At 43.5% G+C, this 21,696-nt stretch carries 16 protein-coding genes; 9 read left to right on the top strand and 7 right to left on the bottom strand.

Annotated features, from left to right (window positions below; all coding sequences use genetic code 11):
• Nucleotides 1–114 precede the first annotated feature (114 nt).
• Together rne and AB4180_RS18810 are read left to right on the top strand one after the other, a co-directional pair.
• Nucleotides 115–3,276, top strand: coding sequence for a ribonuclease E (gene rne / locus AB4180_RS18805; RefSeq protein ID WP_102248941.1), 3,162 nt, complete (start codon nt 115–117; stop codon nt 3,274–3,276).
• Between the two features lie 261 nt (nt 3,277–3,537).
• The gene (locus tag AB4180_RS18810; RefSeq protein WP_102248942.1) at nt 3,538–5,085 is read left to right on the top strand and encodes a SulP family inorganic anion transporter; all 1,548 of its coding nucleotides are present in this window, start codon (nt 3,538–3,540) and stop codon (nt 5,083–5,085) included.
• Between the two features lie 110 nt (nt 5,086–5,195).
• Here the strand turns inward: AB4180_RS18810 and AB4180_RS18815 are convergent, their stop codons facing one another.
• Complete coding sequence (locus AB4180_RS18815) at nt 5,196–5,645, bottom strand: low molecular weight protein-tyrosine-phosphatase (RefSeq protein ID WP_012603561.1); 450 nt, start codon at nt 5,643–5,645, stop codon at nt 5,196–5,198.
• 84 nt (nt 5,646–5,729) lie between these two features.
• Between AB4180_RS18815 and cobO the strand changes: the two genes are divergently transcribed.
• The gene (cobO, locus tag AB4180_RS18820) at nt 5,730–6,335 is read left to right on the top strand and encodes a cob(I)yrinic acid a,c-diamide adenosyltransferase (protein WP_029224060.1); all 606 of its coding nucleotides are present in this window, start codon (nt 5,730–5,732) and stop codon (nt 6,333–6,335) included.
• 227 nt (nt 6,336–6,562) lie between these two features.
• On the opposite strand, the gene AB4180_RS18825 is transcribed toward cobO, so the two are convergent.
• The 3 genes from AB4180_RS18825 to apbC form a co-directional block, all read right to left on the bottom strand.
• A complete protein-coding gene (locus AB4180_RS18825; RefSeq protein ID WP_102248943.1) occupies nt 6,563–8,725 on the bottom strand; it encodes an AsmA family protein in 2,163 nt (720 codons plus the stop codon).
• 106 nt (nt 8,726–8,831) lie between these two features.
• Entirely contained in the window at nt 8,832–9,473 is a 642-nt protein-coding gene (udk, locus tag AB4180_RS18830) for a uridine kinase (RefSeq protein ID WP_004734002.1), read from the bottom strand.
• Nucleotides 9,474–9,729: 256 nt separating this feature from the next.
• On the bottom strand, nt 9,730–10,806 hold the full coding sequence (gene apbC, locus AB4180_RS18835) for an iron-sulfur cluster carrier protein ApbC (protein ID WP_102248944.1): 1,077 nt from the start codon (nt 10,804–10,806) through the stop codon (nt 9,730–9,732).
• A 158-nt stretch (nt 10,807–10,964) separates the two neighbouring features.
• On the opposite strand from apbC, the gene metG reads away from it, so the two are divergent.
• Nucleotides 10,965–13,025, top strand: a complete 2,061-nt coding sequence (gene metG / locus AB4180_RS18840) for a methionine--tRNA ligase (protein WP_017099464.1) — start codon at nt 10,965–10,967, stop codon at nt 13,023–13,025.
• 220 nt (nt 13,026–13,245) lie between these two features.
• Nucleotides 13,246–13,725, top strand: coding sequence for a DUF1456 family protein (locus tag AB4180_RS18845; RefSeq protein WP_017099045.1), 480 nt, complete (start codon nt 13,246–13,248; stop codon nt 13,723–13,725).
• Between the two features lie 141 nt (nt 13,726–13,866).
• Here the strand turns inward: AB4180_RS18845 and fadR are convergent, their stop codons facing one another.
• Entirely contained in the window at nt 13,867–14,706 is an 840-nt protein-coding gene (fadR, locus tag AB4180_RS18850) for a fatty acid metabolism transcriptional regulator FadR (RefSeq protein WP_009848622.1), read from the bottom strand.
• Between the two features lie 641 nt (nt 14,707–15,347).
• On the opposite strand from fadR, the gene nhaB reads away from it, so the two are divergent.
• Together nhaB and dsbB are read left to right on the top strand one after the other, a co-directional pair.
• On the top strand, nt 15,348–16,940 hold the full coding sequence (gene nhaB / locus AB4180_RS18855; protein WP_017101190.1) for a Na(+)/H(+) antiporter NhaB: 1,593 nt from the start codon (nt 15,348–15,350) through the stop codon (nt 16,938–16,940).
• A gap of 131 nt (nt 16,941–17,071) precedes the next feature.
• On the top strand, nt 17,072–17,596 hold the full coding sequence (gene dsbB, locus AB4180_RS18860; protein ID WP_017101191.1) for a disulfide bond formation protein DsbB: 525 nt from the start codon (nt 17,072–17,074) through the stop codon (nt 17,594–17,596).
• A 73-nt stretch (nt 17,597–17,669) separates the two neighbouring features.
• Here dsbB and AB4180_RS18865 read toward each other — a convergent pair whose 3' ends face one another.
• Nucleotides 17,670–18,290 (bottom strand): SEC-C metal-binding domain-containing protein, encoded by a 621-nt coding sequence (locus AB4180_RS18865; RefSeq protein WP_017101192.1) that lies wholly within the window; start codon nt 18,288–18,290, stop codon nt 17,670–17,672.
• A 219-nt stretch (nt 18,291–18,509) separates the two neighbouring features.
• On the opposite strand from AB4180_RS18865, the gene AB4180_RS18870 reads away from it, so the two are divergent.
• Nucleotides 18,510–19,052, top strand: coding sequence for a prepilin-type N-terminal cleavage/methylation domain-containing protein (locus AB4180_RS18870; protein WP_009848626.1), 543 nt, complete (start codon nt 18,510–18,512; stop codon nt 19,050–19,052).
• Nucleotides 19,053–19,122: 70 nt separating this feature from the next.
• The gene (gene dusC / locus AB4180_RS18875) at nt 19,123–20,079 is read left to right on the top strand and encodes a tRNA dihydrouridine(16) synthase DusC (protein WP_017099046.1); all 957 of its coding nucleotides are present in this window, start codon (nt 19,123–19,125) and stop codon (nt 20,077–20,079) included.
• 43 nt (nt 20,080–20,122) lie between these two features.
• Here the strand turns inward: dusC and AB4180_RS18880 are convergent, their stop codons facing one another.
• Nucleotides 20,123–21,589, bottom strand: a complete 1,467-nt coding sequence (locus AB4180_RS18880) for a sensor domain-containing diguanylate cyclase (RefSeq protein ID WP_017102829.1) — start codon at nt 21,587–21,589, stop codon at nt 20,123–20,125.
• Nucleotides 21,590–21,696 lie beyond the last annotated feature (107 nt).

Here is a 21,696-nt window from a genome sequence, read left to right on the forward strand (position 1 = left end):
CCCTCTCCAGCCGGGAGGCTGCACCGATAAAGCCATGGGATCTGGCACCATGAGAAACGAACTAAAGCGATAAGACCAATGATGAAAATAAGAAAAGACAATGAGAATTTCTAAATGAAAAGAATGTTAATTAACGCAACTCAAAAAGAAGAGTTGCGTGTCGCTTTGGTTGATGGCCAGCGACTGTTCGATCTAGATATCGAAAGTCCAGGTCACGAATCAAAGAAAGCGAATATCTACAAAGGACGTATTACCCGTATTGAACCAAGCCTAGAAGCGGCATTTGTTGATTACGGCGCAGAACGTCACGGTTTCCTCCCTCTTAAAGAAATTGCCCGCGAATACTTCCCTGAAGGTTATACATACCAAGGCCGTCCTAGCATTAAAGAAGTGCTAAGAGAAGGACAAGAAGTAATCGTACAAGTTGAGAAAGAAGAACGTGGTAGCAAAGGCGCTGCACTGACAACTTTCATCTCTTTGGCGGGTAGTTACTTAGTTCTTATGCCAAATAACCCTCGCGCTGGCGGTATTTCTCGTCGTATCGAAGGTGATGAACGCACTCAACTGAAAGCAGCATTAAGCACTCTTGAGCTTCCTCAAGGTATGGGCTTAATCGTGCGTACAGCGGGTGTAGGCAAAAGTGCAGAAGAGCTTGAGTGGGACTTGAACGTTCTATTGAATCACTGGGGCGCTATCAAGCAAGCTTCTGATTCAAATGCAGCTCCTTTCCTTATTCACCAAGAAAGTAACGTTATCGTTCGTGCGATTCGTGACTATCTACGTCGTGATATTGGCGAGATTCTAATCGACAGCAATACTATTTTTGAACGTGCACAAGCGCACATTCAATTAATACGCCCAGATTTCATGAATCGCGTTAAGAAATACGATGGTGAAGTACCACTATTCAGCCATTACCAGATTGAAAGCCAGATCGAATCTGCTTTCCAACGTGAAGTTCGTCTTCCATCTGGTGGTTCTATCGTAATCGACCCAACAGAAGCTCTGACTTCTATCGATATCAACTCTGCTCGTGCAACAAAGGGCGGCGATATCGAAGAAACAGCACTTAACACTAACCTAGAAGCAGCCGATGAAATTGCACGTCAATTACGTCTACGTGACCTAGGTGGTCTTGTTGTTATCGACTTTATCGATATGACTCCGGTTCGCCACCAACGCGAAGTAGAAAATCGTCTACGTGATGCCGTTCGTTTAGATCGCGCACGTGTTCAGATTGGTCGTATTTCTCGCTTTGGTCTTCTAGAGATGTCTCGTCAACGTTTGAGTCCATCACTAGCAGAAGCAAGCCACCACATTTGTCCTCGTTGTACAGGTACTGGTGTTGTTCGTGATAACGAATCTCTAGCACTATCTGTTCTACGTCTGATCGAAGAAGAAGCTCTAAAAGACAACACTGCGCAAGTTCTTGCTGTAGTCCCTGTTCCTATCGCTTCTTACCTATTGAACGAAAAACGTCGCTCAGTAAACCACATCGAGAAGAACCAAGAAGTTAAGATCACTGTAGTTCCTAACTCTGATATGGAAACACCGCACTTTGAGGTTATCCGTGTTCGTGAAGGTGAAGAGTTCGACCTACTGTCTTACTTGCTGCCTACCAAGCTAGAAGCTCTAAAAGAAGCAGAAAGCAAAGAGCCTGCAGAACAGACTATTCGTCCTAAGAAGATCGAAGAGCCAGCTCTTAAAGGCTTCGCAGCTCCTGCTCAATCAGCACCGACTCCTGCTCCAGCTCCTAAAGCTGTAGAAGAGAAAAAAGCTGAATCAGCAGCGACTCAAGAACCAGGTTTAGTTGGTCGTTTCTTCAAAGCTATCGGTAGCTTCTTATTTGGCTCTTCAACTCAAGAAGAGAAAAAAGAAGAAGAGAAGCAAGAAGAGAAACCTAAGAACAATCGCAACAATCGCAACAACGGCAACCGTCAACGCCGTGATCGTAACGATAACCGTCGTCGTAACCAACGTGGTGACCGTGGTGAACAACGTGGTGAGCGTGGTGACAATCGTAACGAAAACCGTGACAACAAACGCCGTCGTAAACCAGTTCGTGATGAGAAACCTGAAGAGCAGAAAGAAACTGCTCCACAGCAAAATCGCCAGCCTCGTAAGCCTAAGCAAGACCGTCGCAATAAGCCACGTGATGAGCAGAAGCAACGCGAAGAGCTAGCACCATCTAAATTAGCAGAAGAAGGTCTACAGCTAGCGGCAGAAGCTCAAGCTGATAAACTAGAAGCGCCTAAGGCTAAGCCAGAAGCGAAAGCAGCTAAGATTAAAGAGCGTCGTCAGCGTCGTAAACTGAACAAACAAGTTCGTATTAAAGACCAACAAGCTGAAGCTTCAGAAAACTCGTCAAATGAGTCTGCTGTTGCTAAAGAACAGTCTATTGCGAAAGAACAATCAGTAGCTCAAGAGCAAAAAGTTGCGGAACAAGTAGAAGCAACTCAAGCAAACGCTGATGAACAAACAGAACAGGAAGAGCCGAAGCAACGTCGCAACCGTCGTTCTCCACGTCACCTACGTGCAAGTGGTCAACGTCGTCGTCGCGGTCGTGATCGTCGTCCTAACCCATTCCGCCTACGTAAAGGTGGTGTAGCTTCTCCAGAGATGGCTATGGGTAAAGTGATGCCTCGCTTCATTCCAAAACCTCACCATAATCAGGCAAAACCTGAAGTGGCTGAAGTTCAAGTAGCAGTTGAAACTCAAGTTGCTGTACAAGAGCAAAACGTAGCTCAAGAGACGGCACCACAAAGTAACACAGCTATGGCTGGCGGCTTTGCATGTCCTGAACTTGCGATGGGTAAAGTCATTATCCGCCGTGAAGAAGCTGAAACTGTCGTTGAAACTCAGGTAACTGAAGCTCCTGCGGTAGTTGAAGCTCCTGTAGTCGTTGAAGAAGCACCAGTGGTTGTTGAAACTGAAAAAGTTGAAGCTCCAGTGATTGTAGAAGCGACGAAAGTCGAAGCGCCTGTTGCAGTAGAAAAGACAACACCAGTTGTTGAAGCTGAAGCACCTAAAGCTGAAAGTGCAAAAGTTGAAGAAGCGCCTGTTGTAAAAGCAGAAGCTCCTAAAGCGGCACCAAAGGCAGCTGTTGCTAAAAAACAAGCAGGTTCACCAATGACTAAAGCTCCTGGTCCTCAAGAGATCAAAGAGATTCAAGTTGTTGCGGCTCCATTCCGTACTGAGCGTTTTGTATCGAAAGGTGCAGGTAGCCAAGCAGCGTCAAATAAAGCCGGCGCAGGCATGACTAAACCTCAATACTAATGAGCTTCGCAGAGTAATCTGCAGAGAACTATCTAAGGGCGACTTATTCATAAGTCGCCCTTTTTTTATATCCACAGTTCCGATTAGTTATAATAGATATATTACTCAAAATAGGGTTCAACCTTGAACTTAATCACATTTTTGGGTAGCATTCGCGCACTTATATTTTCGACACTTAGCTATTGCCGCTCTTTTTCATCACTGTTTGGCTACGCAATACACTCGTGTCGGTAAACCCATTTTAAGCATAGCTGAGCAAACATGTTCGAATTCCCACAATTTTCAAAGCACTCTGTAAAAAATGATGTGCTTTCAGGTCTTACCGTAGCCTTAGCTCTAGTACCTGAAGCCGTAGCATTCGCCTTTGTTGCAGGCGTTGACCCAATGGTTGGTCTTTACGCAGCATTCATCGTAGGTTTAATCACTTCTGTCTTCGGCGGTCGTCCAGGTATGATTTCTGGTGCAACTGGCGCAATGGCTGTTGTAATGGTTAGCCTAGTAGCAACCCATGGCGTTCAATACCTATTTGCGGCAGTTATGCTAGCCGGCCTTCTGCAAATTGCAGCGGGTGTATTTAAGCTAGGTAAATTCATCCGTATCGTTCCGCACCCAGTAATGATTGGTTTCGTGAACGGTTTAGCGATCGTTATCTTCTTAGCGCAGCTTGGACAATTTAAAGCACCAGACGTAACAGGTGCGCTAACTTGGTTACCAAGCGGTCAAATGACACTAATGCTAGGTCTAGTCGCACTCACTATGGGTATCATCTACTTCCTACCTAAGCTCACTACAGCAGTACCTTCTTCATTGGTAGCTATTGTTACAGTAACAGCTTTGGTTGTAGGCCTTGATCTTGAAACTCGCACTGTTGTTGATTTCCTACGTACTATGTCTGGTGACGAAGCAGCAACACTAGCGGGCTCTCTACCAACATTCTCTATTCCAGCAGTACCGTTTAGCCTAGAAACGCTATACATCATCCTGCCTTACGCAGTGATTCTTGCAGCGATTGGTCTAATCGAATCACTACTAACGCTAACCGTACTAGACGAAATGACAAACACTCGTGGCCAATCTAACCGCGAATGTGTTGGTCAAGGTATGGCGAACGTGACGTGTTCAGTATTTGGCGCGATGGGTGGTTGTGCGATGATCGGTCAATCGATGATCAACGTAAACTCAGGTGGTCGTGGTCGTCTTTCAGGTATCGTAGCGGCAGTTGCACTACTGATGTTCATCCTGTTCGGCTCTGCACTGATTGAAATGATTCCTCTAGCAGCACTTGTGGGCGTTATGTTCATGGTTGTTATCGGTACGTTTGAATGGGCAACCTTCAAGTTGGCACGTCGCGTTCCTAAGCAAGACTTCTTCGTTATCGTCCTTGTAACTGTAGTTACAGTACTAACAGACCTTGCGGTAGCAGTTGGTGTGGGTGTTGTTGCTTCTGCACTAATGTTTGCATGGCAACATGCTAAGCACATCTACGCAGACACATCGGTTAACGCTGAAGGCTCTAAAGAGTACAAAGTTAACGGTCCAATCTTCTTTGGTTCAACCGCTAACTTCCTTGAGTTGTTTGACTCATACAACGATCCACAAGATGTTATCGTTGATTTCGCAAACTCACGCGTTACTGACCACTCTGCTATTGAAGCGATCGACACGATTGCTGACCGTTACGCGGCACTAGGTAAAACACTTCACCTTCGCCACCTAAGCCAAGACTGTGTTGCTATGCTGCACAAAGCCGGTAGCTTAGTTGAAGCGAACGTTGCAGAAGACCCAATCTACAAAGTAATGTCTAAGTAAGCTTAGTCATAGCTTAAAGCTAGATTTAGAAAGGCCGACATTCAATGTCGGCCTTTTTTATATCGATGAACCTTGATACTTTATCGCCCACCAAGAACACAGCCTCTACACTATATTGAACGCAGTATCGCTTCGCTCGACTCTTCGATTAAATCCAACACTAATTCAAAGCCATTCCCCTCACCATAATAAGGATCGGGAATTTCTTGATATTGTGACTCTCCAAAACTCAAAAATAACGCGAGCTTGTATTGGAGGTGAACTGGACACTGGCTCACTAAGTCATCTAAATTCTCCTTGTCTGCCGCAAGTATCAGGTCAAACTCTTCGAAGTCATTATCTACCACTTTACGAGAAGTAATCCCTTTAAAGCTGTAGCCTCGCTTCTCTCCTGCTGATTTTGAACGTGAGTCTGGCGCGTTGCCTTGATGAAAGCCAATTGTCCCAGCGGAGTCGACCGTTACATTAATATCCATCTGCTGAGCTTTCTTTCTCAGCACCGCTTCACCTGTTGGTGAACGACAAATATTCCCCATACAAACCACGAGTATCTTTTTCATCCATAATCACCTGTTCTTCCGATGGTTTTTGCTATCGTTAAGTTAGGCTATGATAGGCGTAATCACAACTTAAAAGGATTTGTTATGTCGACCGAAGACAACAAAGAACAACGCCACAAAGCAAGACAGCAGAAAGTAAAAGAGCAAGTCGATGCACGTGTTGCAGCAGCGCAAGAAGTGAAAGGACTGTTATTGGTTATTACTGGCAACGGGAAAGGGAAATCGACATCAGGTTTCGGTACGATTACACGTGCAGTCGGTCACGGTAAGAAATGTGCCGTTGCTCAGTTTGTAAAGGGAACCTGGGATAACGGTGAAAAGAACGTTCTTCAAAAACTCGATGTAGAGTTCCAAGTGATGGGTACAGGCTTTACTTGGGAAACTCAAAATAAGGCGAAAGATATTGAAGCCGCACAGCGCGTATGGAAAGAGTGCCAACGCATGCTAGCTGATGAGTCGATTGATGTAATTCTGTTTGATGAGCTGACGTACATGGTGAGCTATGGCTACATTGAATTGGATGAAGTGGTAGAAGCTCTGAATAACCGCCCTAAAATGCAATCAGTGATCATCACAGGCCGTGGAGCGCATCGAACTTTAACGGACATGGCCGATACCGTGTCTGAAGTTCGTAACGTTAAACACGCTTTTGAATCTGGTGTTAAAGCTCTGCAAGGCGTTGACTGGTAATTGCATTCAACCAGAGATCCCCGACTCGGTCATTCTTCCCTCTCGAGGATGACGACCACTAGACTGTCACGCCCTTGAACAAGGCACTAATACCTATCGTCATTCCCTAATGCGAGGGGCGAGCTTCATAGGGAATCTCTCTTGGGTATTATCGGCAGCCAAACAAAAGCGCCATTCCTCGTAATAAGGAATGGCGCTATTTATATGCTATTTATTTAAAATGGCGATTAGTTAAACAAGCCTTTGAGTAAACCATTGACTGCATCTCTAGTTTTCTCATCTTTGATCTTGTCACCGTATTTTTCTTCAAGTTTCTTAATACCGCGATCAATCTCTTTTTCAGCTTTCTGTTTCAACACATCATCAAAAACAAGCCCAAATTTCGGGTCAGCCCACTGGCCGGTTACCTTAATTGGAATCGTCACATCTTTGAGATCATCAATGCTCTTACCACCCTGGCCTTCAAGCGAACCAACAATTGACGTGCGAACCAGGAAGTCGACCGTTTCATTGATGAAGTTTGCTTTACCTTGACCTGTCACGCGTAAAAGAGGCGACTGTGCCGATAAGTCGTTCGTTGAAACCCAACCTTTATCAACCTTGAGTGTTGCTTTCATTGCACTAAAATCTGTCTTTTGAGACTCATCTTTGCTTTCGACTTTTTCGCCTTTGATCTTAGCGTAGTTTTCTCTAATCAGTTGCGCGATGTTGATGCCATTAACCGCACCATCTTCAAAGTCAATCGCAATAGTACCTACCAAGTTCTTCTTGATTCCTGTTGGCGTCAAGCTCTTACCTTTAACGTTAACATCGATATTACCGGTACCTTCCAGCGTATCGTTGTTCGCTACGTCAACCAGTAACGGTTGTACTTTTACGCCTTTAATCTTTTTCTTAGCCGTGTAAGTCGCAGGCGTCTTGCGTGCATCTAATCGTGCTGTTGCCGAGATAGAGCCTTGGTAAAGATTCGAGGTAAACGATGTCAGATCTGCGATACCACGGTTAACTAAGAACGCAGTTTTCACGTTCTGCATTTTTGCGTTGTTCGCCTTGAACTTATCGATTGTGATATTACCTTTCACATCGAGCGTTTTCAGAGCTGACAGATCAGGTTCTACTTCTTTCGCAGGAGCCGAGTTATCTGAACTTGACGTCGAAGAAGCTGTAGTATTTGAAGTTGAGCCACCAGCAGAATCAGAAGGCGCAGCACTCGCTGTTTCTGATGTATTACCTAGGCCTAAAAACTCATCTAAATCGATGTTCGGGCTATGAAGAGAAAAACGAACCTTTGGTATTTCAGATAAAGTGATGTCCGCTTTACCGTCTAGTGCGATAGCGTTAGCTTGCAGCTTCTCTAGCACAAAGCTCAAGTGACTCTTAGTTAGATCAAAGCTTAAGTCAGACAGCATATCCACTTTCATTGGTGATTGAGGAAGCGTTTCACCTTTGAATGTTGAGTCTAATGTTAACTTGTTTAGTGTAACTTTTGAGATCGCGCTATCGACAGTTAAGTCACCGCCACCTTTAAGATCAAGGTCAAGACCAGCAGCATTACCAATCACCGCATAAGTCAATTGGTTAACCTTATCGAACTCAAACGTATTTAAGCCAATCTTCGCTGACTCGATCGACGTTGCTGGATCATTGAACTTCGCATTAAGGTCAATATTTCGTAATGCGTAGCTTGCAAAGCCTTCCGCTAATTTGAATTCAGCACTGCCATTTGCAGAGAACTTCTGTTGGTTGTTTTCACCAGAAGCCGCAAACGTCGCGGTCGTCCATGTATCAACGGCAAACTCAGAAAGACTCAAAGACACATCGTATAGCTTAGTGAATGAACCTGCTTGCTTGTCGTCCATCTCAAACAATGCGTTTGAGACAGTTACACCTGCAAGATTGATCGTCCAGCCAGATGTGTCTGTAGAAGTTTGCTCTTGAGGCGCCGGTGTTGCTTCAGAACTTGTATCCGCTGCAGGTTCAGACTCCTTAGGAGCAGACACTTGTGTGAGCGCATCGATGTTCTTGCGACCATCTTTAAGCGTTTCTAAATAAAATTCTGCACCATCTAGAGTGATATTGCCGATCTCTAGTTGATTGCTAAATAGCGGAGTAACCGAAACATCAACGCCAACCGTATCAACCTTAAACAGGTTTGGTTGAGTGAACCCTTCAGGGTTACGTAATTCAGTTTGACCAAGTTCGAAGCCAATAGATGGGAAGAATTGCCAACTGATATCACCCTCGATCACGAGCTCTAGGCCTGTGTGTTTTTGGGCTTGTTCGACAATTAATGGCTTAAATTGGTTGGGATTCACTAACAGCACTAGTGCCAGAGTTGCTGCAACGACAACAAACAGTGGTACAGCTATGAAAATGAGTAGTTTCTTCATCCGCATATTCCTTGCTTAGATTCCAAAAGAAAGTGGCACTATAAAAGTGCCACTGATTCGGTAAAAAATAAAGCTAAGTGAGTCACTTAGGCAAAATTTTATTCGATTAAGACTTCAACAACTTCGCAATATGCGCTTTTAGAACATCAATCGCAATACGGTTTTTACCACCACGAGGAACGATGATGTCTGCATGTTGTTTTGAAGGCTCGATAAACTGCATGAACATTGGGCGTACTGTTTCTTGGTATTGTTTAAGTACCGTATCCATTGTTCGACCACGCTCTTCTACATCACGCTTAACACGACGTAGTAGACAGATGTCCAACGGTGTATCCATAAATACGCTTGCGTGCATTAGTTTACGAAGACGCGGGTCTGTCAGAAGCAGAATACCTTCTAAAATGATCACTTTCTTAGGAGTAAGTGTAGTCGTTTCAGAAGTGCGTGTGTGCTCTGTGTAGCTGTATTCAGGAACTTCCACGGCATTGCCACTCATTAGCTGCTGTAGATGTTCGCATAAAAGGTCATGATCTAGTGCATTTGGGTGGTCGTAGTTAGTTTTAACTCGCTCTTCCATACTCAAGTGACTTTGGTCGCTGTAATAGCAATCTTCCGTGATAACACCAATTTGATGGTCGCCTACTTTTTCGCGCAGCTCATTATAAATCGTACTCGCGATCAGGCTTTTTCCTGAAGCTGAAGCGCCAGCGATACCTACGATGACACATTGATTATTATCAGACATTAATTTGCACCCGATATGGTTTGGTGGTGGGAAGAGATAAACCGCCTGATTATAGGGGCTAAAGCATATAGATTCTAGTCGCGATGTTAGCTAATTGCAGTCAAATTGATGATCTCAATACATTTACTTAAAACAATCGTTTGCTTTCAAATAACTTAAATACAACTATGTGCACAAGCCCTATGGCTATCCACTTAATCCAACCGTTGTTTATCTCACCCAAACATGATTTACACACCTTTGTGATCAGCCATTGCTATTCAACCATCGAGAAGTTAATCGCCTCTGGTCTCGCTTTTCCCGTCCAGAACATCTTCGCAGCCACATTCTCAGCAAGCTCTAAGTAATGACGCGTGTGTTCACTATCTGGACGACGTATAACGGTTGGGCAACCTGCATCAATATCTTCACGTACATCAATGTGCAGCGGGATTTGCGCTAAGATATCGAGGTAAAACTCTTCTGACATGGCTTCCGCGCCACCAGCGCCAAAGATATGCTCTTTCTCGCCACAGTGGCTACAGATATGGTAGCTCATGTTTTCCACTAAGCCTGCCACTGGCACGCTCACTTTATCAAACATCGCCACACCTTTACGCGCATCGGCTAATGCCAAATCTTGAGGGGTGGTCACCACAACCGCGCCCGTCACTGGGATCTGCTGCGAAAGCGTTAACTGAATATCACCCGTGCCCGGTGGCATGTCGATAACAAGGTAATCCAACTCTGGCCATACGGTTTCGTTAACAAGCTGACCTAATGCTTTCGCCGCCATTGGACCACGCCAGATAGCTGCATCATCTTTTGATACAAGGTAACCGATAGAATGCGTAAAAATGCCGTGCGCTTCGATTGGCATCATCCATTTGTTATTCTGTACTTCTGGTTTTGCGTCTAGCTGACCAAGCATCATAGGCACAGATGGACCGTAGATATCCGCATCCAACAAGCCCACTTTTGAACCTGACTTAGATAACGCAAGCGCAAGGTTTACAGAAGTAGTCGATTTACCCACCCCACCCTTTGCCGACGTCACGGCGATAATGTTCTTAACGCCCTTCAAAGGTGTCGCGACTGTTGTTTCTAGCGCAGACGGCTTCACTTGTACTTCAAACTGAAAAGCACTAACAAGTTGCTGTTCAATCTGGGAGTGGATCCACTGTTCCAGTTCAATTGCGAGCTGATTAGCAGCAAAGGGTAAAGTAATAATGAATGATCCACGCGGATCAACCGATACAATATTTTGGTGTAGCGCCCACTCTGGGATGAGAATTGGTGACTCGAACTCATTCAGCCATGAACAGAAATCTTGCTTAGAAGTAAAGTTACGCATTGGGGCTCCTTTTTTTATTTATGCTATCACCCACGAGATGAAGACTGAACCCCTAAAAAACTAGGGGAATCCTTTGTCTGATAACTTGGCGTATCACACGTTATAAAGTAGTATTACCTCTCAAAATTTATACCTATCAAAAAAGCGAATTATTAAGTATGGCAACTGATCCAAGACAACTTTTGGTAACTTGTGCGCTTCCGTACGCTAACGGCTCTATTCACCTTGGTCATATGCTTGAGCATATCCAAGCTGATATCTGGGTTCGATACCAGCGTCTACGTGGCAACACTGTAAACTTCATCTGTGCTGACGATGCTCACGGCACGCCAATTATGCTTAAAGCTCAACAGATGGGTATCACGCCAGAAGAGATGATCGCTGCTGTTAGTGAAGAGCACCAAAAAGACTTCGCTGGCTTTGATATCAGCTTTGATAACTACCACAGCACACATAGTGAAGAGAACCGTGAACTGGCTTCTCACATCTATCTAGAACTTAAAAAGAACGGCTTCATTTCTAGCCGTACTATTTCTCAGCTTTTCGATCCTGAGAAAGAGATGTTCCTACCAGACCGCTTCGTAAAAGGTACTTGCCCTAAGTGTAAGTCAGAAGACCAGTATGGTGATAACTGTGATAACTGTGGTGAGACATACAGCCCAACTGAGCTAATTAGCCCTAAATCAGCGGTTTCTGGCGCAACTCCAGTAATGAAAGATTCTGAGCACTTCTTCTTCGATCTGCCTCAGTTCGAAAGCATGCTAAAAGAGTGGACTCGTTCTGGCTCTCTACAGAATGAAACTGCAAACAAAATGCAGGAATGGTTCGAGTCTGGCCTGCAACAGTGGGATATCTCACGTGATGCACCTTACTTCGGTTTCGAAATCCCAGGCGAGAAAAACAAATTTTTCTACGTTTGGCTAGACGCTCCTGTTGGCTACATGGCTTCTTTCAAGAACCTATGTGACAAGCGCGACGATCTCAACTTTGACGAATACTGGAAGAAAGACAGCACAACTGAGCTTTACCACTTCATCGGTAAAGACATCGTTTACTTCCACAGCCTATTCTGGCCTGCAATGCTTGAAGGCGCTGGTTTCCGTAAGCCAAACAACGTATTCGTACACGGCTACGTAACGGTGAACGGTGCGAAAATGTCTAAGTCGAAAGGCACATTCATCAAAGCAAGTACGTACTTAAATCACCTAGACCCTGAGTGTCTACGCTACTACTACGCTGCTAAGCTAAACAGCCGTATCGATGACCTTGACCTTAACCTTGAAGACTTCACTCAACGTGTAAACGCGGATGTAGTAAACAAGATTGTTAACCTAGCGTCTCGTAACGCTGGCTTCATCACGAAGCGTTTTGAAGGCAAACTTGCTGCTGAATTTGCAGAACCTGAGCTATACAACGAATTCGTTGCTGCTGCTGAGCGTATCGGTCAGCTATACGAAACTCGTGAGTTCAGCCGCGCTATCCGTGAAATTACTGCACTAGCTGATAAAGCTAACCAGTACATCGACGAAAAAGCACCTTGGGTTCTTGCAAAAGAAGAAGGTAAAGAGAAAGAGCTTCAAGAAGTTTCTTCTGTCGGTATTAACCTATTCCGCGTGCTAATGGCTTACCTTAAACCCGTTATGCCAGAGCTTGCGGCTCGCACTGAGGCTTTCCTAAACGAAGAGCTTACGTGGGAAGCGATTGCTACTCCGCTAACTGATCACGAAATCACTAAGTTCAAGGCGTTGTTTAGCCGTATTGATCCGAAGAAAGTAGAAGCAATGATCGAGTCTTCTAAAGAAGATGCAGCCGCAGAAGCCGCTGCGAAAGAAAAAGCAGAAGCTGAAAAAGAGCAAGCAAGCCAAACTGAGCTAGACAAAGAGCCAATCGCAGACGAGATTGAATTCGATGCCTTTGCAGCAGTCGATATGCGTATTGCTCGTATTATCTCATGTGAAGAAGTACCAAAAGCGAACAAGCTACTGAAGTTCCAACTGGACATCGGTGGTGAAACTCGCCAAGTATTCTCTGGTATCAAGTCAGCATACAAACCTGAAGAGCTAGAAGGCAAGCTAACTGTAATGGTAGCCAACCTAAAACCTCGTAAGATGAAGTTTGGTATGTCTGAAGGCATGATCTTAGCTGCTGGTCCTGGTGGCAGTGACTTGTGGATCCTTGAACCACACGAAGGTGCTCAACCTGGCATGCGTGTAATGTAGCTCTGGCTTCAGTCAGATAACAAGCACTCATAGCGAAATCCCTAATGCACTTTTAACTTGAATGAGTTGATAAGCATTGGGGATTTTTTATATCTACCGAAAATAAGCGTTCTCTGTTAGAGTCGCCGTCAACTATGCTATGTAGAGTAGAAATTTGTTTGCCGACAATAACGGGCTAACCAACACCTTTTACTCTTCAAACCCTTTTTAGGAATCCCCAGTGACTAACAACGAAATCTTGCGTCGTATTCAACACGCGCTAAACCTTAAAAATGCACAGATCATTAAAGCTATCGAGCAAGCTGATGTGACCGTTGCTCATGACCAAGTGATTAATTGGCTAAAAGACGACAACGACAAGTCATGCTCTAAGATGAAAGATAAAGAGTTAGCGGTATTCCTAAATGGTTTTATCAATATTAAGCGTGGCAAAAAAGAAGGTGTTCAACCTAAACCTGAAGTTGCTCTGACTAACAACATGATTTTCATGAAGCTGCGTATTGCGTTGAACATGAAAGCAGAAGATGTATTAGATATATTAGAAGTGGTAGGCATCAGCCTAAGTAAGTACGAGATTGGTGCCTACTTCCGTAAGCCAGAGAACAAGAACTACAAAGTATGTGAAGACCAACTACTTTGCGATTTTCTAAATGGCGTGCAATTTACTAACCGTCCAGACTCAGAAGAGTTTGCAGGGTAAGTTACTGCCTATTGATACGTTTTCACCAACTATCAATAAATAAAAAGCGGCGAGATAATTTGATTATCTCGCCGCTTTTTCGTTTCTTTACGTCGTTTACTCAATAAGTAAAACAACCGAACAATACTTTTATGAAAAGACTTAGCTGTCGTCTTCAGTAAAGTTTGTCGGTAACGTTGTCTTCATCTCGTTCCAAATCTGTGCGCTTGCGATACCGTAGTTACGAATCACAAGTGGTAAATTCTCACGCTCACCGCTTTCACAAATAACAAACAAGTTTTTGTAGAACTCCATGGCTAAACGACGAGCTTCTGGGTTAGAGAAGTAGTAGCTGCCAACACGGTCGTACAACTTACGAACACCATTGAAGATCAGGCCATAAATTTGGTTACCTGAATGGAATGCTAAACGTTGGAAAAGCATGTAATCGTAGAAGTTAAAAGTTTTAGCAATTAAGATCGTTTGACGCTTCGCTTCATCTTTTTCTACGTCTTCTTTCACCGATTGTTTGATCTTGTCAGCATATGGCGACGATTCTAAGAATTCATCCCAAGTAGGTGCCGCAAGTAAAGATTCACAAGATTCAATTACGTTAGTAATCGTACGCTCTGAAGCCTCTTTATTTGCTTTGAATGCATAACGCATAAAGATAGGGCTGATGTTAGTACGAGCAGCAAGCAGGTCTTCTACCATTTTACTTGCGTTATCAACGTCCAACGTCATTAATGTATCAAGGATATGAAGACCTGACGTTTCCATAAACTGATTAACTTTAGTTGGCTTACCGTGTTGGATTGTCAACCAACCATCACGAGCAAGACGCTGAAGTACTTCACGAAGCGTAGTACGTGTAACACCAATCAGCTCAGAAAGCTCACGCTCTGCGGGCAAGATAGAACCTGGAGCGAAACGGCCATTCCAAATACTTTCAATGATATACTTTTCTGCAAATCCTGCCGGGCTCTTTGCCTTAATGACCATCTACACTTCAATCCAATTTAATTATTTTGTTCTAATTTACTCATCATACCACTAGTTAACACCCTGCGGAAATACCCCCAAAAAATTTTACTCACTCAAAACTCAAGTAGAGTTAAAACTCTAAAGTTCAGCACACGTTTGCACTCAAGGTTTGGATAGCAAGCGACTACAAATCATCATTTAAACAAACCATTAACACAACAAATTCTTTTTAAAATCAATGAGATTGGTCATATTTTTAAATCTATTAATTTGCAATATTAAGTTGTAATAATCATATATAAGCCGTCGTTATTCTGTAAATTTTAATCATTTCGCTGAAATATTGATTCTAGTCGGTTTTTATCACATTTTAAGTGGTATGCTTGCGCTACTTTGATCGCGTTTCTCAACAAAAAAGAGGTATTTTTAGTGCTACAGGGGTTTTCCTGTTGACTAAATGTTATCTAAGAGTAGAGTTGCGCTCAAAAATAAGCAGTGCTTGAGTTTCTAAGGGAGTGACTTGGCAAGACCACAGAACATTACATGGAATGTAGTTTTTCTAAGTCACTGTTAGTTATAGGTTTTAACTAAATCTACAGCTCGATTCTCAAAATGTTGTATTGCTTGTCTATTCATAATCAACATAAAAGAGTATTAACATGCCGATGTCTCTCGGAAACGCTTTTATCAAAAACTTCCTTGGTAAAGCTCCTGATTGGTATAAACTTGCCATCATTTCCTTTTTAATCATCAACCCGTTTGTTTTTTTCCTAGTTGACCCATTTGTTGCGGGGTGGCTATTAGTGGTTGAGTTTATTTTCACTCTAGCTATGGCTCTAAAGTGCTACCCTCTCCAACCCGGTGGCTTATTGGCAATTCAAGCCGTCGCCATTGGCATGACTAAACCAGAAATGGTTTATCATGAGCTACAAGCAAACCTACCAGTATTACTCTTACTCGTATTCATGGTTGCTGGCATCTACTTCATGAAAGAACTACTTCTGTTCATTTTTACGAAGATCCTGCTCGGTATCCAATCCAAAATTCTACTCTCTGTCGCTTTCTGTGTCGCCGCAGCATTCTTGTCTGCCTTCCTAGATGCGCTGACAGTAATCGCCGTAGTCATTAGCGTTGCAGTGGGCTTCTACTCTATCTACCACAAGGTTGCATCAGGTAAGGGCACAACGTCTGCGCACGATCATACTCATGATGAAGAGATCTCTGAGCTAACACGTGATGACCTTGAAAACTACCGCGCATTCTTACGTTCACTACTTATGCACGCCGGTGTTGGTACTGCTCTGGGTGGTGTAATGACCATGGTAGGTGAACCACAAAACTTAGTAATTGCTAAGCAAGCGGGTTGGGAGTTCGGTGAATTTATTATCCGCATGCTGCCAGTTACACTGCCTGTTTTCTTCTGTGGTATTTTAACTTGTGCACTTGTCGAGAAATTCAAAGTGTTTGGCTACGGTGCAGAGCTGCCAAATAACGTTCGCCAAATCTTAGTTGAATTTGACAACAAAGAACGCGCAAATCGTACAAAACAAGATGTAGCTAAACTATGGGTTCAGAGTGCAATCGCAGTTTGGCTTATTGTTGGCCTTGCGCTTCACGTCGCTGAAGTCGGTTTGATTGGCCTTTCAGTGATCATCTTAGCTACAGCGTTTACAGGTGTAATTGAAGAGCACTCGATGGGTAAAGCTTTTGAAGAAGCACTGCCATTTACCGCACTTCTTGCCGTCTTTTTTGCGGTTGTTGCTGTAATCATCGACCAGGCTCTATTTAAGCCAGTAATCGATGCTGTACTTCACGTTGAAGATAAAGGCGCACAGCTCGCACTCTTCTACGTAGCCAATGGTATCTTGTCGATGGTTTCAGACAACGTATTCGTCGGTACGGTTTACATCAACGAAGTTAAAACAGCTCTGGTTGAAGGCGTCATCACTCGCGACCAATTTGATCTGCTTGCTGTTGCTATCAACACAGGTACCAACCTACCTTCTGTTGCTACGCCAAACGGCCAAGCTGCATTCCTATTCCTATTAACGTCAGCACTTGCTCCGTTAATTCGACTGTCTTACGGCCGCATGGTCATCATGGCTTTGCCATATACTCTCGCATTAGCACTTGTTGGCCTTGCCGGTATTGTGTTCTTCGTAGAACCGATGACAGCATGGTTCTATGATGCAGGTTGGATCATTCACCGTACGGGTGAAGTGGTAGCTCCAGTTATCTCCGGTGGCCACTAACCCGGATTTCTATCGCTAAACACAATAGGTACATCTAACTAATCAAAAATATTAGTTGATTAGGAAACTTATCCAAGATAAAAAGCTCTGAGTAATCAGGGCTTTTTTATTTTATTGACAGGATTAAATTCGTGAACTTTTTTGCAATGCTCAAAGACTTCTCTAAGGGACGTTTATCTTGGCTTTTACTGCTGGCTTTTATTGTCTTTTTTGAAGCATGTGCTCTTTTCTTTCAGCACGTGATGATGCTTGGCCCTTGTGTAATGTGTATCTACGAGCGCGTTGCTATGCTCGCTATCGGCATCGCAGCAATGATTGGTGCTATTGCCCCGCATAATCCGATATCACGTTGGCTAGGTCTACTTGGTTGGGGGTTAGGTGCGTATAAAGGGTTGATGCTTGCTTTAGAGCACGTTGACTACCAGTTTAACCCGTCTCCTTTCGCTACCTGTGACCTGTTCGTGACCTTCCCTACCTGGGCACCTCTAAACCAATGGGCTCCGTGGATGTTTGAGGCCTACGGCGACTGCAGCAAGGTAGTATGGCAGTTCTTAGAACTTTCAATGCCTCAATGGCTAGTGATTATCTTCGCGGGTAACTTGGTTGCTTTCAGTTTTGTAGTGATCTCTCAATTCGTTAAATCAAAGAATGACTAACAATTAGCTCATCATGTTAAGAAACGAAAAAGTCGACATTACGTCGACTTTTTATTATCTATAAACAATGCAATTAAGCTTTTTTACCACAGCACTGTTTAAACTTTTTACCACTTTCACACGGGCAAACATCATTTCGGCCGATGCCCTTAAACGGATTCACACTTTGAGATTTATTTCCGAGCATCGCTTCATCCGCTGCTAGCGCAACTTCTGTCACCATCAAATCGACTTGCCCGACGAGATCATTCAAAGTTGGCGGGGTTTCTAATCCAGCCGCTTTCATTTGCTCGATTGTCTGTTCTTCATCAATCGCCAGCATGAATGTTGTTAACATTGCTTGTAGCATGCGTAATGTGCCATCTGCGATTGACGTTTCCTGCCACTGTTCTTCAATCGTCGGCCAGACCATCATAAAACCTTCAGAAAAATCGGCTAGCTGTTCAGCAAAGTTATCTGCATCAAGCACTTCTGTAAGCAAATATTCACTTCGCTGAATGAGGTTATGTTGGCGATTAATTTGCTCGGTGACTTGAGGAACAAAGTCCTGACCAGTTTCAGGAATAGCTATAGGTAACCAAGCCTCTGGGTCAAGAGGTTTAGTTGCAAGGTTAGATGCAAATATAGCACCTTCTACAAACTGGGCTGTTACGTCGTTAATTGAGTCAGGAAGACTCAATAATTGATACTTCATATTACTTCACTAGTCGGTCAATTCTGTTGTCTCCATTATACCCACAAGGCTAACAATTAGTAATTATTCGTATAGCTCTATGATTAATTACACCTACCAGTAGCCACGCAAACATTATCTTTAGTTCAATTCAGCAAACTAAACTTATTTCATTTTGAAAATTTAAGTTTGAAGTGTAAAAAGAGTCACTGAAATATTTAGTTACATATAGAATACATTATGAAACAACACCAAAATGGTTTTACTTTGATAGAGCTGGTCTCTGTCGTCGTTATTTTAGGCATACTTGCCGTTACCGCAGCTCCTCGCTTTCTAAATTACCAACGCGATAGCCATGAAGCTATAGCTCAAGGTGCTTTTTCTTCTTTTCGAACTGCGGTTAACCTTTACCACTCACAGTGGCTTGTTGATGGAGAGCCTGATTTTAATCAAGATGTCGATTATGGTGAAGGCAGCGTTTATCCTTCATCGACTGGTTTTCCAATCGCTGTTGATCAACTACCGATTAATTCGGGGACTGCAATTAGAGGGAGTGACTGCGCAAGGCTTTGGCGGGCGCTCATGAATACTGACCTCACCGTTAGAGATCACGGTAGCTCAGTATTCCCTTCAGAAGAACCGATCGTTGCTTGGTATACATCAGATCCAAGCTGCTATTACTACTACACTGATGGTTACTCGCTAGGCGAAGATTTACCAAGGCTCAACTACTTCCCTCTAACCGGTGAAATAACTGTTACGTCAGATTCACCTAGCTCATAGTGACAAGCTTTTAACTTGCCCGTACAATCACGCGTCTTAATTTTCGATCCATTCAGTTTCGGTAAAGCAAATGCGAGTAATACTTGGCCCTATGGAGGGCGTTTTAGACCATCTAATGCGTGAAATTCTCACAGAGATCAATGATTACGATCTCTGTGTGACGGAATTTGTGCGCGTAGTTGATCAACTTCTTCCTCCGCATGTTTTTCACCGTATTTGCCCTGAATTGCATCAAGGCTCTCAAACCATGGCTGGTGTTCCAATCCATCTCCAGCTTCTAGGACAACACCCAAATTGGATGGCCGAGAATGCTTTTCAAGCTGCTAGTTTAGGCGCTAAAGGCATTGATCTTAATTTTGGTTGCCCTGCAAAAGCGGTAAACAAAAGTAATGGCGGTGCGTCACTGCTAAAAGAACCAGAACTCATCTATCAAGTGGTGAAGTCTTGTCGAGATGCGGTGCCAGCACACATTCCCGTATCTGCAAAAATTCGATTGGGTTGGGAGCACCCGGAAGAGTGCTTTGAAATTGTCGACGCTATCGAACAAGCAAAGGCAGACGAACTCACTGTGCATGCAAGAACCAAAGTTGGCGGCTATAAAGCCAGCGAAATTAAATGGGATTACATCAATCAAATAAGAGAAAAAACGTCTCTACCTTTGATTGCTAATGGGGAAATCTGGAACTATCAAGATGGTCAAGATTGCATAGAAGCCACTGGCGTCGATTCATTGATGGTCTGTCGTGGCGCTTTCAACATTCCAAATCTTGGCAACGTCGTTAAGCACAACCACCCAAAAATGCCGTGGAATAAAGTCATCGAACTTTTGCTACGCTATTCAGAGTTTCAAATAAAAGGGGACAAAGGCATGTACTACCCCAATAGAGTGAAGCAGTGGTTTGTTTATCTAAGTAAAGGCTACCCTGAAGCGAACGAACTATTTAAAGAAATTCGCACTTTCAAGAAAGCGCCACCTATTGTGGAGCGCCTTCAGCGTTATCAAGAGGAACATCGCCAAACTGTGTGAGTTAGTTCCCCTTCTTCTCTAACATAGAAGTTCAATAGCGTGGTTAAAATACGATGCGGTCTTTACCTGTCGTCTTAGCCACGTACAACTTTTCATCCGCGTGTTTGAATATCTCTTCAAAGCTTAGGTTATTATGCTCAGCTTCAGTAATACAAACACCACCAGAGACAGTAAAACCATTAGGTACAATGTTAGCTGAGTTTGCACAGACAGCATTTTTAACACGCTCTAATGTCCTCATTAACGTTTCACGATCATCACCTTTAAGATAAACGACAAACTCTTCACCACCAAACCTTGCTGCTACATCACTACTTCGAATGCTATTACTTATCTGGCGGGACATGTAGCGAATAACATCATCCCCTTTGTCATGCCCAAAGGTATCATTAATCAACTTGAAATTATCAATGTCAAATACAGTCAAGGCGAATAACTGGTCATGCTCCACACTGCGCCAAAAAGCTTCCAATCCTCTGCGATTTAGCAGCCCGGTCATCGGATCTTTAGCTGCTAGCTCTTTGAAGTAACCACGTTCAATATTGGAGTTAACGAAGAAAAAGAGCGTTACAGAGAATAGATATACGATGATAGCGACAATCAGACTGTCTTTCTCGTAGACAAAAAAGTGCTCTACCTCTTTGGCAAAATCTAATTCGTAGTACATCGCGTGATGAGAGGTGACTCCTTCCAGTTGTATCGCGCGATAGAAAGTAGCGCTATCAACCGGATTAACCAAGGTGGTATCAATAATATCGATTCTACCGGCTAAGTGCTCATTCGAACTCGCAAGCAATTTACTGGCGTCAATCTCAACAGAAAGCATTCCTTGATGTATCCCCTTATGAAACACCGGAATCGTCATGCTTATCATACGGTCAAGAGAGTCAAATCGATACGCAGGACCCGTTAAAGTCAATTGTTCTGGATTGTTGGCGGTTCTTTGCCAATACGGGCGGCTTTTTATGGTCGAAAGTAGTTCTTTCCCTAGCTCTTTAGCAAAGTCTTCTGGCGAAGAGATCACATACCCACGAGTATCAATAAAGTGTACGCCGTTGTGATATTCATCAAGCTGGGACAAAAATGAAAGAATTGGCGCGAGAGCAATTTTTTCTGACGCACTTTTATAGCTATCACTGGTTTCATTACAAAGGGGTTCTTGACCAACCAACATATAGTCGATATCGACAGAGGGGATATCTGCGGTTTTTCCGTCAGCAAGAAGTAATACGTCAATGGGCCAAATTCGGCAAAGACCATCAACCACTTGCTTATTGTGATCAAGGAAAAGAGGGTTTCCTGATTTGTAGTAATTAGAGAAGCTGTAATCTAGAGCGGTAACAATTTTGGTCGTTCGTTTAAACACTTCTTCAATACGCTGAAACTCACTGCTGATGTCTTTTTCAACCGCATCAAAATAATTTTTTCCTATCAGCCCAAGTAACATGGTCGCGATCACAGCGGGAAAGCCGAAGACAAAGGTAAGGCTAAAGTGCCTATTTACTTTCATAGAATGTGCTCTTAGCGCTCAGTTATTTTCATTAGTTCCATTAATATTATGACATTAATCGACAGCCCTCTCGATGTAAAATAATGTAAGTTGGTATTAACGATGCA

The sequence above is a fragment of the Vibrio sp. 10N.286.49.C3 genome (genome assembly GCF_041469545.1).
Classification (GTDB): Bacteria; Pseudomonadota; Gammaproteobacteria; order Enterobacterales; family Vibrionaceae; genus Vibrio; species Vibrio tasmaniensis_A.